The sequence below is a fragment of the Plesiocystis pacifica SIR-1 genome (assembly GCF_000170895.1).
In the GTDB taxonomy this organism is placed as follows: domain Bacteria; phylum Myxococcota_A; class Polyangia; order Nannocystales; family Nannocystaceae; genus Plesiocystis; species Plesiocystis pacifica.
The window spans coordinates 1-15646 of the sequence record NZ_ABCS01000062.1 but is presented as its reverse complement, the minus strand read 5'-3'; the positions used below and the strand labels follow the sequence as shown (position 1 = coordinate 15646).

Here is a 15646-nt window from a genome sequence, read left to right as displayed (position 1 = left end):
GTCGTCATGGTAGCGCGACCGGCCTCGGAGCCCAGGGAACCATGGCGTGGGTGCTAGTTTTGGGCGCTCGCCATGCACGCCGTCCAAAACATCCGTTGTCGAAATCGAGGCTGGTTCGTGATGAATTTCGTCGTCGCCAACCCCGAGCGCAGCTCCCACCGCACCCACAATTTTGCCATCGGTCGGTCGGGGGTCATCGACCTCGCCGCCACGACCTTCGCGACCGGCGTCGAGGTCTGGCCCGTCGTCAAGGCGGTGCTCGGCGAGCGCGAGGCCGCGGGGGAGCGCCTGCGCTTCGAGATGAACGGCCGGACCGCGGTGTTCGAGGTCCGCGGGACGACCCTCGATGTCGAGGTTCGCTTCGTCGGCGTCGACGAGGCCGAGGACGGCCCGCGCCCCGATGCCTTCCCCGCGGACATCCCCGTCGCGCCGCTGCCCTACGAGAACTGGGACGGGACGATCACGGCCGCGCACCCGTGGACCTGCGCCCCGCGGAGCGCCCAGGAGGTCGCGCAGGTCTGCAACTGGGCCAAGGTCGCGGGTTTCTCCGTCCGGCCCCGCGGCATCATGCACAACTGGTCGCCGCTGACCATCGCCCAGCGGGCCGACAGCGACCCCAAGCTGATGCTGGTCGACACTACCAAGTTCCTCAACGCCATGGCCATGGTCGACGGGCGCCGGGTCCGGGTCGGCACCGGCGCGACCATGGGCGAGCTGCTCGCCTTCCTCGAGGGCGAGGGCCTGGGCTTCGTGCACACGCCCGCGCCGGGTCACCTGAGCGTGGGCGGGGTGCTGGCCATCAACGGCCACGGCACGGCGATCCCCAACCGCAAGGAGAAGGGCCAGGACCGCCGCAACTTCGGCTCGATGAGCAACCGCATCGTCGAGCTCGAGATCGTCGGCACGGACCCCGAGGCCGACAACCCGGGCGTCTACGGCGTGCACACCGTCCGCCGCCAGGCCGCCGAGGCGCGCGCGCTGATGACCCACCTCGGCGGCGCCTTCGTGACCTCCGCAGTGCTCGAGGCCGTGCCCAACTACACCATGCGCTGCCGCAGCTACACCAACATCCCGGCGGCCAAGCTGTTCGCCGAGCCCCCGGCGCAGAACGTCATCCCGCGGCGCAGCTGCGCCGACTTCCTCGAGCGCAGCGGCCGGATCGAGGTGATCTGGTTCCCCTTTTCGACCAAGCCCTGGCTCAAGGTCTGGAGCGTCGCCGAGACCAAGCCCGAGGCCTCGCGGGAGGTCACCGGTCCCAACAACTACCCCTTCTCCGACAACATGCCCGACATCGTCACCGATCTGCTCAAGCTGATCACGGCGATCCCCGGGACGGCCGTGCAGCTCGGGAAGCTCATGGCCGAGCTCACCGGCCAGGGCCTCGACGGCAAGGATCCTCTAGGCCGCGACGCCTACCCCGTGTCCCGGGACATCTGGGGCCCGTCGAAGAACACCCTGCTCTACGTCAAGGACACCACGGTGCGGGTCACGGCCAACGGCTACGCCGTGCTCATGCGGCGCGAGGACATGCAGCAGGCGATCCACGACTTTAGCGAGCGCTTCAACGAGATGCTCGAGGAGTACGCCGGGCGCGGGCAGTACCCCGTCAACCAGCCCCTCGAGATCCGCGTCACCGGCATCGACGAGGCCTGGGAGGGGGCCCCGCCCGAGCAGCGCCCGACCCTCTCGGGCCTGTCCGCCGACGCCGACACCCGCGAGCACGGCTTCGACGTCGCCCTGTGGCTCGACGTGCTCACCCTCCCGGGCACTGCCCACGCCGACGCCTTCTACACCGAGCTCGAGGCGTGGATGAGCGAGCGCTTCGAGGCGCCCCACGCCCGGGTGATCGCCGAGTGGTCGAAGGGCTGGGCTTATACGCAGGATGGCCCGTGGCGCAACGCGGGCTTCATCGACGCGAACCGCCGGGAGCTGTCGTGCGGTCGGCCCGAGGACGACACCTGGGCCTGGGCGGCGAAGACCCTGGCTGGACGCGACGCCTGCGGGCTGTTCCGGACGCCGCTGATCTCGACATTGTTCGAGTACGACGACTAGAGCTTGCGCAGCTGGGCGATGATGGCGTTGGTGCCCGCGCGGGTGAACAGCGCCTTGAGCTCGCCCTCGAGGGCCTCGGGGGTGAGGCAGGTCGACTCCGAGGGCAGGGGCTCGCTGGCGTCGCCCGGCCGGTCGAAGAGCGTCACGGGATAGCCGATGCGGTCGAGGCTGGCTCGGAACAACAGGAAGTGGTAGTCCGCGCGCCGAGCGAGCAGGTAAAAGTCGTAGCGCAGGTCCTCGCCGTCGCGGTGGCTGCGGAGCTCGGCGGAGACCGTACCGGCCGTCAGCCCCTCGAGCTCGGCCGCAGCTGCGCGAAGGATGTCTCCCGGGGAGTCGTCGGGCGTGGACGAGCCGGGGTTGGTGGGCCAAAAGCGGGGCGCTGAAATCATCATGGGTGGCTGCTCCAGATTGTTGGATCGAGCTCGAACGCGAGCGGAAGGTGGTCGGACAGTGCCGGCTTGCGGGCGCGAGCGCTCACCAAGTCTAGCTCGCCCACGCGATCGACGACGCGCACATGATTGAGAAAACCGGCCAGCTCTCCGCGGATCAACAGCTGATCGGGAACGTGCCAGAAGCAACCTGCCGGACCGTCGTTGTCCACGAAGAAGGTCCCGGCCGATCGCCGAGGAGACTCCAGCATGGGTTGTAGAGCGTTCGAGTCGTCGTGCTGACGGCGTTGAGACCGTCGATGTCGAGCATCGCCACAGCGAAGGGATCCATGTTGAAGTCGCCCAGGATGATCGTCCGGGTATTCCCGGCAGCATGTTCGAGGTCCTCGATGAACTCTCGACACCGCTGAGCCCGCTTCCTCGCGCGAGCCTGCTCACCGCGGTCGCGGAGGGGCGATTGAAGGTGGACGGTGACCAGGTTGAGGCTGCTGCGCGTGCGCGGGGCGGCGAGTTCGTAGGCCGAGTAGTGGCTCCCCTGGCCCAGAGCCCGGACGCTCAGCGCGGTCTCGCGGTAGTGCGTCTCGAGTCCGCGGGCGCTCGGCATCGGGTCGGCGCGCTCGAAGCCCTCGAGCCGCGCGCCATCTTCGGGGGACTCGGCGAGGACGAGAAGGTCCGGCTGAAGGCCCGAGACGAGCCCGGGGAGGAGCTCCAGCGCCCTGGTCTCCCGCTTGCCCTTCGTCCCCAGGTTCCAAGAGATCCCGCGCACGAAATCAACGTGTCACGGGTCTCATAGACCCCGCGTCACACCATCAGCCCGAGAACTTGTAGCCCGAGCCGTCGTCGACCTCGTCGGTCTCGGTTCCGCGGACCTGCTCGCCGAGCGCGCTCAGCCGGGCCTCGAGGACCTCGACGCGGGCGGTGAACTCGCGCACGACCTCGTCGAGGGCCTCCCGGGTCTGGCGCTCGAAGCTCAGGGCAATCTCCAACTCGACGACGCGGGCCTCGAGGTCCGCCTGCTTCGGCTCGTCCGTGCTCGACATGGGCGGAGCTTGCCACGCTTTCGACAGTTTTTTGGGGCGCGGCGGCGGCCGGGGCATAGCGGATGCGTGCGCGCGCGCTCTGCTCGGCTGTCTCCCGTCCTCGGCCTCCTCTTCCTGGGGGGGCTCGGGCTCGCTCCGTTGACGGGCTGCGACTTCTTTCAGGAGCTCGAGAGCGTCGACGAGGGGGCGGACGACGGAGGCACCGACGAGGGCACGGACGGGGGCGACGACGAGGCGGAGGACGAGGCCGGCGACGACGGCGGCCCTTGCTCGCTGCTCGACGAGCACTGCTCGGACCAGGACACCCTCGAGCACTGCAACCCCGAGTCCGGGGTGCTCGAGACCATCTCGTGCCTCGAGCAGTGCGGCTCGCAGCTGATGAACTTCACCTGCACGCCCACGGAGACCTTCCAGCACGCGTGCTGGTGCGTCACCCCCGGGACCATCAAGCTGCTGAGCTGCTCGCAGCTCGAGACCTGCATCGGCGAGTGCGGCGATCCAAACTCGGCCTGCGCCGCGAACTGCTTCACCGACACCACGCCCGTGACCACGCGCCTGCTCGGCGAGCTCTACTCCTGCGCCGACCGGGCCTGCGACCCGCTGTGCGCCGAGGACCCGGCGCAGTGCGGCGTGTGCCTGATCGCCGCGCGGGCCGGGGTCTACGGCGACTGCAGCCTCGAGCGGACCGTGTGCGACGACGACGACACGGACGAGCCGAGCTGGCCCTGAGCCATGGTCGAGCGTACGACGCACTCGCGGGCCGAGATCGAGGCGCGAATCGAAGCCGCCTTCGGGGGCGCGACGATGCCGCGCACGGCGGCAGAGCTGACCACTGGTGGCATCGATGGGCCCTACGTGGTGAAGCACTTCCTCGGTCGGAGCAGGGGCGAGATGGAGGCGCAGCTCCTCGCTGGCCTGCACATGGAGGACTTCCGCTACATGACGCCGCAGGCCGTGGCCTACTACCTGCCGGCGGCGCTGCGGCGCATGCTGAGCGAGCCCGACGACGCGGAGCTGTGGATCTTTTTGTCGAGCTGCGTGCGCGACCAGCTCGGGGTGACGTGGTTGAGCGCGGAGCAGCGCCGGGCCCTCGCCGACTGGGCGCGCTTCATGTCCGCGGCCTTCGAGGTCCTCGGCGGCTTCGACGGCGAGACGGCGCAGGCCCTCGCGCTGGCGGCCGAGGCCTCTCCCTAGCTAGCCTTGCGAGCGCGTCGGTCGAGGAGCTGGGTGAAGCTGGGCCCGATGCGCTCGGGGTTCACGGCGCTGAGGTGCTCGGCCAAAAAGCGCAGCGCCTCGTCGGGGCTGTTGGTGATCTTGTTGGGGTAGCCGGGAGGGGCGAGCCAAAACAGGGCGCTGAGCACCCCGCGGACCAGGGGCGAGCGGGTCGCGACGCAAAAGGCCGCGGTGGTCCGGGTCAGCTTCTCTTCCTGCTCTTTGAGCACGCCCGCGATCTGCCGGCGCCGGGGCGAGTCCATCGCGGCGATGTCGGGGACGTAGTAGAGCACCGCGATCCGCTGGCTCATGGGGCGGTCGACGATGTCCGCCTCGAACTGGGCCATGAACTTCTCGAAGCTCTGATCGCTGACTTGCGGACCAAAGTAGACGCACTGGGTGCGCAGGTAGTGCGCGATGAACCAGTCGTCGCCGTCGACCAACGAGTCGGGTTCGACGATCCTCACCATGGCCCCATCATCGGCCCTGGCGCGGCGCAGATCCAGCCCGAGTCCAAAGCTCGACCGAGCGCGCAGCTGCGCGCGGAAAGCGAGGGGGCGAAGGCGAGCCTCGCTGTTGCGCGCAGCCCGAAGGGAAGGGGCTGCGCATGAATTCACAGCCCCTCCCCTTTCGCCGTCGTGGACGACGCCACGCCGTCAACGAATCCACGCCCCCGCTTGGGGGGCGACCACGAGCCTTCTCCAAGGGACGAACTCCATTGCCCACCAAGCCAAAGAGGAGGAGCGGAGCGACGAAGCGCCCCCGGTCCCAGCCGGCTGTGGGGGCAAAACCACGCCCCCGCTTGGGGGGGCGACCACGAGCCTTCTCCAAGGCACGAACTTCATTGCCCACCAAGCCAAAGAGGAGGAGCGGAGCGACGAAGCGCCCCCGGTCCCAGCCGGCTGTGGGGGCAAAACAGAGGTCAGCTCTCGGCTTCGTGGAGATCGCCGTAGAGCTCGCGCAAGAGCGCAGCCTCGGGATCGATCTCGGCGACGTGGTCGCTGCCGAAGTAGGCCCACCAGGGGGAAGGTCCGGTCGGCAGGGACGGTGTCGTGCCGCTCAGGGTGATCCCGGCGGCTTCCATCCAGGGGCTGGCGAGGGCGCTCGGATCGCCGACTTCTTCGAAGTCCTCCTGGCCGAGGTTGCGGATCCGCGGGACGGGGACGGGCTGGGGTCGGGCCCGAAGCATCCAGGTGTTGCGGAACAAGTCGAGGCTCAGGTGGACGAGCTCGCCCAGCTGCGCGAACGCGATGGGCGGGAGCAGGAGGTGCGGGGCTTCGAGGGTCAGCTCGGTGTCGATGTAGTTGGGCGGGCGCGTCTCGTCGTTCCAGCACGCGGCGAAGTTGACCGGGCTCAGGGCGGTGTCGCTGAGCACGTGGATCTTGTCGCCCTCGACGACGAAGCGGTCCAGGTCGAGGTAGAGCTGTTCGCCAAGGGCGAGCAGGGGCGCCCCGCGGATGCGACGTCGGGCGAAGCCCTGGGCGCGCTCGTAGAGGTCGATGGTCTCGTCGTGGCGGGTGGCGTCCCAGGCTGGCCAGGTGTGGAAGGGGCAGCACAGCTCGGGGGCGGGGGTCTCGGCGGGGGGGAAGAGCGGGTCGAGGAGGGCGTCGTCGCTCGGGAGCAGGGGCGCTTCGGCGCACGCTCGGGCGTCGGCCAGGCGAGCGGCGATGGCCTCGGCCGGGTCGGTCTCCCCGCCGAGTTCGAAGACCTCGCGCTCGCACAGCTTGCGGAAGCAGCCGAGGCCCAGGGCGTCGCCCAGCCGCTCGTCGTTGGTGGTGTCTTCGGGGCGCGGCACGACCCGCGCGTTGAGCAGGTCGAGGATCGCCACGGCCGCGCACTCGCGCAGGCTCGCGGCCTTCTTGGTGAAGTAGTAGTCGTGGCCGTTGGTCACGAACTCGAGGCCCCGAAAGCGCTTGTGCACGTAGGGCTCGACGGCCTCGCGCGACTGCGCGGCGGCCTCGCGCACGCCCCAGTGGGCTCGCGCGGCCCGGTCGTAGCGCGCCGCGGCGTGGCGCTGGAGCTCCGGGGCGAACACGCTCTCGCCGTCGAGGTAGCAGGCCTTGGAGAACAGCGCGGCGATGCTCTGGCGGTGCTCGACGACTTCGCCCTGCAGCTCGAAGATCAGCTCGGTGCGCAGGAAGACCTTGTCGCCCGCGTCGAAGGGGGCGCCCGCGTGGGGGCGATCTTGGGGGAAGAGCACGCAGTCGAAGGCCTCGAGCGCGCGCAGCTCGATGGGCCCGGCGGGGTCCTCGATGTCCAGCGTGGCCGGGCCGGCCTCGGTGGCGCCCCCGCGCAGGTAGAGCAGCAGGGTGTAGCGCGAGACCTGGCGCTGGTTGGGGTCGTAGTAGGGCGTGTCGACGTGGCGCGTGAAGGGGGCGTCCCCGGGCCGGAAGCGGTTGCAGCGGAACACCGGGTTGAGGTGGGTGAAGCCCTGGGCCCAGGCCGGGGGTAGGGCGTCGCGCAGGGCCTGGGTCAGCGCGGCGGCGAGGCTGGCCGAGTGGAAGATGAAGCGCTCGCCGCCCCGGGAGCCGGCGTTGAAGGGCGGGCGGTAGAGGCCGAGGGTGTCCAGGCGTGTGAGCGCGGCGAGGGCCGAGTCGGGGGCGTGGAGGCGGTAGAGGTAGGCGCTCGCGGACCGGGCCGCGCCGCAGCGCCGGACCTTGGCGAGGCGCATGGGCTCGCCGAGCTGGGGCTCGAGCAGGGCGTCGAGGGGGACGATGTTCTCGAAGCTGCGGAAGCTGAACTCCTCGGGGTCGACGAACACGGCCGCGAGCTCGGGGGCGGCGGGCGAGGGCCGGGCGCAGCGGGGCCGCAGGGCCTCGGGGAGCTCGGCGAGCTGGACGAAGCGCACGCTCTGGTGCCGGGCCGTGGGGTGGGGCGCGAGGGACAGGCCGTCGATGCAGCCGAGCTCCCCGGGGGCGAGCTCGACGGCGGCCGCGACCTTGCGCAGGCGCGCGCGCTGGTCGGGGCTGCCCTCGGACCCGGCCGCGCACAGCTCGAAGAACCAGTCGCGCAGCTCGTCGCCCACGCGCCGGCGCTGGTCGGGGGGCAGCTCGGCGAAGGCCAGGGCCTGGGCGAAGGCGGGGTCGCGGACGGAGGGCAGCGTCGGATCGGTCATGGCGGATCTCAGACAGGGGCAGAGGCGGGGGCGAGGCCATGGGCGACGCCGGCCCACAGCCGGCGGATGGCGACGGGGAGCTGGCTCGCGCGACCGAGGGCCTGGGCGCCCGCGGGGCCGAGGTCGCGCTGGTAGGCGAGCAGGCGCTCGAGCTTGGCGACGCGCGGGGAGTCGGCGATCACGGCCGCGCCTTCGGGGCCGAGGGGGTTGTCGCGCAGGTCGAGGCGGCGCAGGGGCGCACGGGCGTCGCTCGGGCCCGCGCCGAGCAGGGCCCGGAGACCCCGGGCGCCGACGCGGTTGCGCTGCAGGCTCCAGTCGTCGACGGCGCTCAGGGCATCGGCGGTAGCGAGGCGCTCGAGGCCCGCGTCGCCGATGCACGCGTAGCGCAGGTCGAGGGCGCGCAAGTTGGCCAGGCTCTCGGTCTGGGCCAGGCGCGCGATCGCCGACTTGCCCAGGGGCGAATACTCGACGGCCAGGCGCGCCAGCCTGCGCAGGTCGAGGCGACACAGGCTGTCGAGGCGGTCGAGGGCGAGGGCCTGGGGCAACCACTCCTCGTCGTAGTCGTAGTCCTCGGGCTGGGCGAGGTGTGAGCTGGGGTCGTGGATGCGCAGGGTCCCGAGCAGCGTGGCGGCCGGGTGGGCGAGGAGCTCGGCGAGGGCCTGGAGGTTCACCGGGGTCAGGGCCATCGACAGGCTCAGGACGAAGCCGTGGCGCTGCTCGAGCTGGACCGGGCGGATCTCGACGTCGCTCCAGTCGACGACGTCGTCGTCCCCGTCGACTTCGTGGGGCCCGTCGAAGACCGGCAGCGGCCGCTCGGCGAGCCTGGCCTCGACGCGGGCGAGCTGCTCGGCGAAGGCCGCGGCCACCACGGGGTCGTGGGGCGCGGCGAGGCGGCGGTGGTGGAGGGCGATCAGCTGCCCGCGGGGGTCGCCGCGATCGTTGAGGGCGTCGGCGTAGACTTGCCAGGTCGCCGCGTCGTTGGGGTCGACGCGCAGGGCCTGCTCGAGGGCGAGGGCGTGGTCGGCTCGGGGCATGGAGACCCGGGATTGTCGCACGCCACGGGCGCGGTCTGCTTCGCCGCCGCCGCCGCGGGTGATACAACCGCGGGCCATGGCCAGGCGCGGCATCCCCTTCGGTAAGCGACCGGGCGCCCCCGGGGGTCGCGGCGGTCCGGGCAGCTCGGGCGGAGGCGAGCGCGGGGGCGGCCGACGCCCGCGGGTGTTCGCCGTGTCCGAGGCCGTCGAGCTCGCCCACCGAACCCTCGAGCAACACATCGCCGGGCTGTGGGTCGAGGGCGAGGTCTCCAACCTCGTGCTCCCGCGCAGCGGCCACGCCTACTTCACCCTCAAGGACGGTCGGGGGGCCTTGCCCACGGCGATGTGGGCGACCAGCGTTCGTCGGCTCCGCTTTCGCCTGCAAGAGGGGCAGCGCCTGCGCGTGTTCGGCCGCATGGGCATCTACGCCGCCCAGGGACGCTTTCAGCTCTACGCCGAGCGGGCCGAGCCGGTGGGCGTCGGCGAGCTCGCCCTGGCCCTCGAGCAGCTCAAGCGCAAGCTCCACGACGAGGGCCTGTTCGCCGAGGCTCGCAAGCGGCCGCTGCCTGCGTGGCCCCGGGGCATCGGCGTGGTCACCAGCCCCAACGGCGCGGCCGTGCACGACATCATCAAGGTCGTCCGTCGGCGCATGCCCACGCCCATCTTGCTCTCCCCGGCCAAGGTCCAGGGCCCCGAGGCGCCCTACGAGCTCATCGCCGCGTTGCGCCTGCTGGCCCGGGCTGCCGAGGCGCGAGACATCGAGGTGATCATCCTGGGCCGGGGCGGGGGCTCCATGGAGGACCTGTGGGCCTTCAACCACGAGGGCCTGGCGCGGGCCGTGGTCGACTGCCCGGTGCCCGTGGTCTCGGCCGTGGGCCACGAGGTCGACGTGACCGTGTGCGATCTGGTCGCCGATCGCCGGGCCGCCACGCCCTCGCAGGCGGGCGAGCTCGTCGTCCCCGATCGCCGCGAGCTCGCGGCCCGCTTCGACGAGTACCAGCGCCGCATGGTCCGCAACATCGAGCGGCGGACCGTGGACCTGGGCGCGCGCTTGCACGGGGGCTCGCGCCGGCTCGAGCGCTGGGGTCGGAGCTGGGTCCGGGAGCAGCGCGGCCAGCTCGAGCACAGCCACGCGCGCTTGCTCGTCGAGGTTCGCGGCGCCCTCGAGGCCGACCGCCGCCGCCACCGGGCCCTCGCCGAGCGCCTCGCCGCCGTCGATCCCCGGGTCCGCGTCGCCCAGCAGCGCCGCGCCCTCCACGAGCTCGAGCGCCGATTGATCCGGGCCGGGCGCTCGATGACCGCCGAGCTGCGCCCGCGCCTGGCTCGGGCCGCCGGCAAGCTCGACGCCCTCTCGCCCCTGGCGGTGCTCGGCCGCGGCTACGCCCTGGCCCGGGACGAGGGCGGCCGGGTGATCCGCAAGGCCAGCGAGGTCGAGGTCGGCGACGCCGTCTCGCTGCGCCTGAGCGAGGGCCAGCTGTCCGTCGAGGTCCGCTCCAAGGCTGGGGCGGTCGACCCATGAGCGAGATCCTGCCCCAGGCCTTCGGCGTGTTCGGAGACCCCATCGCCCACTCGCGCTCGCCGGCCATGCACGGGGCGGCCTTCGCCACCCTCGGTCTGCCGCACCGCTACCTGCCCTTCCACGTCGTGCCCGGGCAGCTCGAGGCGGCGATCCGCGGCGCCGCGGCCCTCGGCTTCGGCGGCGTCAACCTGACCGTCCCGCACAAGCGCGCCGCTTTGGCGATCTGCGACCAGCTCGCCCCCGAGGCCGCGCGCGTCGGAGCCGTCAACACCCTGCGCTTCGACCCCGAGCTCGGCGTCGTCGGCCACAACACCGACGGGGTGGGCTTTGTCGCCGGCCTCGCCCAGCTCCCCGGTCCGCCCCTCGATCAGCTGCGCCGCGCCGTCGTGCTCGGCTCCGGCGGCGCCTCCCGGGCCATCGTCGACGCCCTCCTCGCCCACGCCCCGCAGCTCGAGCTGCGCTGGGTCAGCCGCAGGCCCGAGGGCCTCGCCGAGCGCTTCCCGAGCTTCGCCGATCGCATCCAACCGACGAGCTGGGCGGCCCTCGAGCTCGACGCCCAGCTGCTGGTCAACACCACCATCGTCGGCCTCGCCGAGGGCCCCGCGGACTTCCCGGTGCCCCTGGAGCTCGACGCGCTGACGGCGGACGCCCGCGTCGTCGACATCGTCTACCCCGCGCCCGAACACGGCCTGCTCGCCCAGGCGCGCGCGCGCGGGCTCCCCGGCCAAGACGGCCTGCCCATGCTCTTGTGGCAGGGCGTCCGCGCCCTCGAGCTGTGGCTGCAACGCGAACTGCCCACGACCGCGGTGGCGGCCATGGGCAGGGCGATCGGAATCCAGGGCTAGGCTAGACGGCCTCGAGCACGCTCGCCGAGAAGGTGTCGTCGAGCATCACGTAGGCGCAGGTCGGCCTGGGCCGGGCGCCGAGCTTCTTCTTCTCGAGCTCCGCCGTGAACGCGAGGTTGAGCGAGGCCGAGCCGAGGGCGTGGGCCCGCTCGACGGTGCGGAACAGGGCCTGCTTGTAGACCTTGTGGCTGCGCACGATGGCCTTGTCGAAGCCGACGATGAGCGCCGAGTAGCGCGTGGGCCCGACGTAGCTGAACATCACCGCCACGGTCCCGCGCTGGGGCTCGTCCGTGAGCCGAAAGCGCAGCACGTCGAAGTCTGCGTGGCGCGCCATGGCCGCGAACACGGCGTAAGGCAAGCGGAACACGTTGATCTGCAGGCCGCCGGCGTGGACCTGGCAGTAGAGCTCGTAGCAGCGGCGCAGCTCGGCCTCGTCGAGGGGCGCGGCGGGATCCTCATCGCCGACCAGGACCTCGAAGCGCTCTTCGTGGGCGATGGCCTCCTTGCGCACGTTGTAGCGGTACTTGGAGCTCAGCCGCGAGAGGTAGTCCTGGCGGTCGGCCCAGCGCAGGTCGTCGATGACCATCATGTCGGGCAGGCCGAACTCGAAGTAGCCCAGCTCGAGCATGCGCCGCTCGAGGGCCTTGTCCGCGCCGCGGGGGAAGTCGCGCAGGAACACCTGGGTCGCGCCGCACTCCTCCTTGACGGTCTGCAGCAGGCCCGTCAGCTCCGACAGGGCCTCGGCCCAGCGGGGGTGCTCGCGGTCGAGGAAGAGGTGCTCGCCCACGCTCAGCGGCGAGCCCAGGACCACGGCCTTGGACACGAGGAAGTCTGGGTCCCCGCCAGCGCGGATCGCCTCGACCTTCTCGGACACCTCGACCTTGGCGAACATGTCCTCCTTGACCAGGCCGACGACGTAGTGGGCCGCGAGCACCAGCGCGCCCTGCTCGTCCTCGATCTCGACGTAGCGAAAGTCGAGGTGCTCGCGGGGCGCGTCGGGGTTGGCGAAGGCCTGCTCGAGCTCGAGCAAGGTCGCCACGCTCATGGGCCCGCGGTCGGCGAAGCGCTGGTCCCAGCGCCCCTGCTGGTCGGGGGTCAGCTCGGCGATGCTGTCGAAGCTGCGGATCTTCAAGGCGTTGGCGGTCGGCTCCTCGACGCGCTCGATGGGCGCTTGCAGGGTCCGGTCGAGGCCGCAGAAGCGAAAGTCCTTCTTGAAGCGCTCCTCAGTCTGCCCCTCCTCGGCCAGGGCCAGGGGGTAGTGGTGGCGCAGGCGCTCGAGCATGGACCGGATGTCGGCCTTGGACAGCTCGCGGTTGATGGTGAAGCGCACCCCGCCGTTGCGCATGGGCACGGCCGGGAACACGCCCGTGTTGCAGTAAAAGCCCTCGGCCTTCATGCGGTGGACGATGTTGTAGACGATGCGCGGCAAGCCGGCGGGGACGAAGAAGAGCGGGGCCCCGGACACGCCGATCTGCGGGAGCCCGAGCTCGTCCATGGTCTGCTGGCAATAGGCGACCTTGTCGGCGAGCTCGGCCTGCATCACCGGCAGCGCCTCGGACAGGTGGAGCTTGGCCGAGGCGACGGCGGCCCCGAGCATGGGCGGCTGGATGGGCCCGGAGAAGATCAGCGTGGGCCCGCAGTTGCGGATGCGCTGGCGCATGGCCTCGTTGGGCAGGACCAGGGCCCCGCCGGCGGCCGCGAAGGACTTGTTGAGCGAGACCGCGACGACCATGCGCTCGTGCTGCTCGCGGGGTTGCCCGTCGGGGCCCAGCGGCATCTGGCTCAGGGCGTAGCCGCGCCCGAACTTGCCGGCCCAGCCGACGCCGTGGGCGTCGTCGATGTAGCAGTGGAACTGCTCGTGGCGATCGAGCAGCTCGAGCAGCTTGGCCATCGGCGCGCAGTCGCCGTACATCGAGTAGACGCCGTCGGCGAGGTACCAGATGTGCCGCTTCTTGGCCTTGAGCTGGAGAAGCTTGCGCTCGAGGGCGTCCATGCGGTTGTGGCGGACCACGTGGGTCTCGACCCCGCGGGCCTTGAGCAGCTGCGCCGCGGTCTGGACGCTGGCGTGGACCTGCTGGTCGAGGATGACGGCGTCGTCGTCCCCGACGATGACTGGCAGCGAGGACTGGTGCCCGAGGGTCGTCGTCGCCGTGGCGATCACGGGACGGTTGAACATCTCGCCGAGCAGGGTCTCGAGCTCCTCGTAGAGGCCCAGGGACATGAAGGTCCGCGACGAGGAGAACTGCGTGCCGTAGCGCTGGACCGCGTCGACGACCCCCGCCGTCAGAGCGGGGTGCCGCTCGAGGGCGAGGTAGCTGCACGAACCGAAGTGGATGAGGTCCTGGCCTTCGACCCGAATCTGCCGCCCGTCGAGGCGCTCGTTCGAGGTGTGGAGCTGGCCGAGCCTCCGCTCTGCGCCGTCGCTGATGACCTGATCGAGGGTGTCGAAGAAGTTGTGCGTGGCAGCCATGACATCCAGGAAGTGCCGAGCCGTAAGCGCTTTCATTCACGGCGCCGTGCATTTCGGATGTGGGAGAAGACATCCGCATTTTCGGGAACGGATCGGTTGGTTCCGCATGCGAGCCAAGCAGTGCGGGTCCCGCAAAACCGCCTCCTGGGCCAGGTGGCTGACTGTCAACGGCGACAGGTAGGTGCATGTAGGATAGCGGCGTTCGCAGCTCGTTTCGGTTTTGTCCGCTTTTTTGCGCCGCAGATCCGGACCCGATAAAGCCTGAACACCGACCCTCCCCGCGAGCTGCGCGGAACCCACCCCAAACCCCACAGAGGAACCAAAAATGGCTCACTTCGAACTCGACGACGCCTTCAACGACCAGGCCAAGATCAAGGTGATCGGCGTGGGCGGTGCTGGCGGCAACGCGGTCAACACGATGATCGCGTCCAAGGTCCCCGGCGTCGACTTCATCGCCGCGAACACCGACGTGCAGGCCCTCGAGCGCAACCAGGCGCCGACCTGCCTGCAGCTCGGGCGCCGCGTCACCCGAGGCCTCGGCGCCGGTGCCAACCCCGAGCGCGGGCGCGAGGCAGCGCTCGAGAGCGTCAACGAGATCGGCGAACTGCTCGAGGGCGCCGACATGGTCTTCGTCACCGCCGGCATGGGCGGCGGCACCGGCACGGGCGCGGCCCCGATCATCGCCCAGGTCGCCCGCGAGTGCGGAGCGCTGACCGTCGGCGTCGTCACCAAGCCCTTCTCCTTCGAGGGCCGCCGGCGCATGAAGTTCGCCGAGATGGGCATCGAGCGCCTCGAGCAGGCCGTCGACACGCTCATCACCATCCCCAACGATCGCTTGCTGCACGTCACCTCGGCGAACAGCACGCTGATGGACGCCTTTTGCCTCGCGGACGAGGTGCTCCAGCACGCCACCCAGGGCGTCTCGGATCTCATCACCATCCCGGGCATCATCAACGTCGACTTCGCCGACGTGCGCACGATCATGGCCAGCCAGGGCCGCGCGCTCATGGGCATGGGCGTCGGCGCCGACGAGGGCCGTGCCGTCGCCGCGGCGCAGCAGGCCATCAACAGCCCGCTGCTCGAGGACGTCACCATCCAGGGCGCCAAGGGCATCCTGATGAACATCACCTCCGGGCCCAACCTGCGCCTGCACGAGGTCGAGGAGGCCGCCTCGCTGATCATGGAAGCGGCCCACGAGGACTGCAACATCATCTTCGGCGCCGTCGTCGATCCGAACATGGGCGAGGCCCTGCGGATCACCGTCATCGCCACCGGCTTCGACCAGCACGAGCCCGAGGAGGAGCTGCTCGGCAACGCCATCGCGGCCCACGCCAACCGGGCCCGCCGCCAGTCCCAGCAGCTCAACATGGTCTTGCCCGGCATGGGCGGCATGAACATGGGCCAGGGCCAGCAGCAACAGCGCGGCCACGCCCCGCAGTCGTCCAACTGCCCGCCGGTGCTCGGCGCCAGCTTGCAGCGCAAGCAGCAGCAAAAGCCCGCCGCGCCGCCCAAGATCAACCCCATGTTCGGCGGTCAGCCCCACGCCTCTCAGCAGGCCCCCGTCGCCGGCGGTCACGGCCACGGGCGCGGACACATGGGCGGCCACGCCCAGCACGGCGGCCACGCCCAGCACGGCGGCCACGCGCCCATGCCCACCCAGGGCCAACCCATTCCCCACGGCACCGCGCAGCCCCAGGAGTCCGGGCACTACCAGCGCGGGGCTGGACCCGGCGCCAGCATGACCAGCGGCGGCGCTGGCATGAGCGGCGGCTGGAGCCGCAGCGACATCGGCAACGGCAGCGACCGCGAAGTCCCGGCCTTCCTGCGCCGGCGCAACGAGGGCGACGGCTACGTCCGCTGAGCCCTCCCGACGCGGCCCGACTCGAGCGCGACTCGGGCTGCGTTCCGACAACTGAATTCCGCTCTACTTGACTTGGATTTTCCTCGTGGGGTCTCCCCTGCGAGCTCTA

Annotated in this window: 13 protein-coding genes; 6 read left to right on the top strand and 7 right to left on the bottom strand. The window is 71.0% G+C overall.

Annotated elements, in window-relative coordinates:
- Positions 1–120: 120 nt before the first annotated feature.
- Entirely contained in the window at positions 121–2052 is a 1932-nt protein-coding gene (locus tag PPSIR1_RS26370; RefSeq protein WP_006974244.1) for a cholesterol oxidase substrate-binding domain-containing protein, read from the top strand.
- On the opposite strand, the gene PPSIR1_RS26365 is transcribed toward PPSIR1_RS26370, so the two are convergent.
- The 3 genes from PPSIR1_RS26365 to PPSIR1_RS26355 form a co-directional block, all read right to left on the bottom strand.
- On the bottom strand, positions 2049–2444 hold the full coding sequence (locus PPSIR1_RS26365) for a hypothetical protein (RefSeq protein ID WP_006974243.1): 396 nt from the start codon (positions 2442–2444) through the stop codon (positions 2049–2051). The two genes, PPSIR1_RS26370 and PPSIR1_RS26365, sit on opposite strands and share 4 nt — an antisense overlap.
- 154 nt (positions 2445–2598) lie before the next feature.
- Positions 2599–3207, bottom strand: coding sequence for an endonuclease/exonuclease/phosphatase family protein (locus PPSIR1_RS26360; RefSeq protein WP_006974242.1), 609 nt, complete (start codon positions 3205–3207; stop codon positions 2599–2601).
- Between the two features lie 43 nt (positions 3208–3250).
- Entirely contained in the window at positions 3251–3481 is a 231-nt protein-coding gene (locus PPSIR1_RS26355) for a SlyX family protein (protein WP_006974241.1), read from the bottom strand.
- 66 nt (positions 3482–3547) lie between these two features.
- On the opposite strand from PPSIR1_RS26355, the gene PPSIR1_RS26350 reads away from it, so the two are divergent.
- Both PPSIR1_RS26350 and PPSIR1_RS26345 read left to right on the top strand, forming a co-directional pair.
- Positions 3548–4210, top strand: coding sequence for a hypothetical protein (locus tag PPSIR1_RS26350; RefSeq protein WP_006974240.1), 663 nt, complete (start codon positions 3548–3550; stop codon positions 4208–4210).
- Positions 4211–4213: 3 nt separating this feature from the next.
- Positions 4214–4675: a hypothetical protein gene (locus tag PPSIR1_RS26345; RefSeq protein ID WP_006974239.1), complete on the top strand. Its 462-nt coding sequence runs from the start codon at positions 4214–4216 to the stop codon at positions 4673–4675.
- Here PPSIR1_RS26345 and PPSIR1_RS26340 read toward each other — a convergent pair.
- From PPSIR1_RS26340 to PPSIR1_RS26330, 3 genes are all read right to left on the bottom strand, one after another.
- The gene (locus tag PPSIR1_RS26340) at positions 4672–5163 is read right to left on the bottom strand and encodes a hypothetical protein (RefSeq protein WP_006974238.1); all 492 of its coding nucleotides are present in this window, start codon (positions 5161–5163) and stop codon (positions 4672–4674) included. The two genes, PPSIR1_RS26345 and PPSIR1_RS26340, sit on opposite strands and share 4 nt — an antisense overlap.
- A 452-nt stretch (positions 5164–5615) precedes the next feature.
- Positions 5616–7808 carry a hypothetical protein gene (locus PPSIR1_RS26335; protein ID WP_006974237.1) on the bottom strand — a complete coding sequence of 731 codons (2193 nt, stop codon included), beginning with the start codon at positions 7806–7808 and terminating at the stop codon, positions 5616–5618.
- A gap of 8 nt (positions 7809–7816) precedes the next feature.
- A complete protein-coding gene (locus PPSIR1_RS26330) occupies positions 7817–8842 on the bottom strand; it encodes a leucine-rich repeat domain-containing protein (RefSeq protein ID WP_006974236.1) in 1026 nt (341 codons plus the stop codon).
- 76 nt (positions 8843–8918) lie between these two features.
- Here PPSIR1_RS26330 and xseA point away from each other — a divergent pair, with 76 nt between their 5' ends.
- Positions 8919–10361: an exodeoxyribonuclease VII large subunit gene (xseA, locus tag PPSIR1_RS26325; protein ID WP_198154613.1), complete on the top strand. Its 1443-nt coding sequence runs from the start codon at positions 8919–8921 to the stop codon at positions 10359–10361.
- Entirely contained in the window at positions 10358–11206 is an 849-nt protein-coding gene (locus tag PPSIR1_RS26320) for a shikimate dehydrogenase family protein (RefSeq protein WP_006974234.1), read from the top strand. Before xseA ends, PPSIR1_RS26320 begins: the two co-directional genes overlap by 4 nt.
- Before the next feature lies 1 nt (position 11207).
- On the opposite strand, the gene PPSIR1_RS43855 is transcribed toward PPSIR1_RS26320, so the two are convergent.
- Positions 11208–13676, bottom strand: coding sequence for a bifunctional aminotransferase class I/II-fold pyridoxal phosphate-dependent enzyme/GNAT family N-acetyltransferase (locus PPSIR1_RS43855; RefSeq protein ID WP_006974233.1), 2469 nt, complete (start codon positions 13674–13676; stop codon positions 11208–11210).
- Between the two features lie 325 nt (positions 13677–14001).
- On the opposite strand from PPSIR1_RS43855, the gene ftsZ reads away from it, so the two are divergent.
- Positions 14002–15537 carry a cell division protein FtsZ gene (gene ftsZ / locus PPSIR1_RS51085; protein ID WP_006974232.1) on the top strand — a complete coding sequence of 512 codons (1536 nt, stop codon included), beginning with the start codon at positions 14002–14004 and terminating at the stop codon, positions 15535–15537.
- The last annotated feature ends 109 nt before the right edge of the window (positions 15538–15646 follow it).

Excerpts from the sequence above, each read along its gene's own strand:
- PPSIR1_RS26370 (WP_006974244.1), top strand. The coding sequence starts at position 121 with ATGAATTTCGTCGTCGCCAACCCCGAGCGCAGCTCCCACCGCACCCAC.
- PPSIR1_RS26365 (WP_006974243.1), bottom strand. The coding sequence starts at position 2,444 with ATGATGATTTCAGCGCCCCGCTTTTGGCCCACCAACCCCGGCTCGTCC.
- PPSIR1_RS26355 (WP_006974241.1), bottom strand. The coding sequence starts at position 3,481 with ATGTCGAGCACGGACGAGCCGAAGCAGGCGGACCTCGAGGCCCGCGTC.
- PPSIR1_RS26345 (WP_006974239.1), top strand. The coding sequence starts at position 4,214 with ATGGTCGAGCGTACGACGCACTCGCGGGCCGAGATCGAGGCGCGAATC.
- PPSIR1_RS26340 (WP_006974238.1), bottom strand. The coding sequence starts at position 5,163 with ATGGTGAGGATCGTCGAACCCGACTCGTTGGTCGACGGCGACGACTGG.
- PPSIR1_RS26335 (WP_006974237.1), bottom strand. The coding sequence starts at position 7,808 with ATGACCGATCCGACGCTGCCCTCCGTCCGCGACCCCGCCTTCGCCCAG.
- PPSIR1_RS26330 (WP_006974236.1), bottom strand. The coding sequence starts at position 8,842 with ATGCCCCGAGCCGACCACGCCCTCGCCCTCGAGCAGGCCCTGCGCGTC.
- xseA (WP_198154613.1), top strand. The coding sequence starts at position 8,919 with ATGGCCAGGCGCGGCATCCCCTTCGGTAAGCGACCGGGCGCCCCCGGG.
- PPSIR1_RS26320 (WP_006974234.1), top strand. The coding sequence starts at position 10,358 with ATGAGCGAGATCCTGCCCCAGGCCTTCGGCGTGTTCGGAGACCCCATC.
- PPSIR1_RS43855 (WP_006974233.1), bottom strand. The coding sequence starts at position 13,676 with ATGGCTGCCACGCACAACTTCTTCGACACCCTCGATCAGGTCATCAGC.
- ftsZ (WP_006974232.1), top strand. The coding sequence starts at position 14,002 with ATGGCTCACTTCGAACTCGACGACGCCTTCAACGACCAGGCCAAGATC.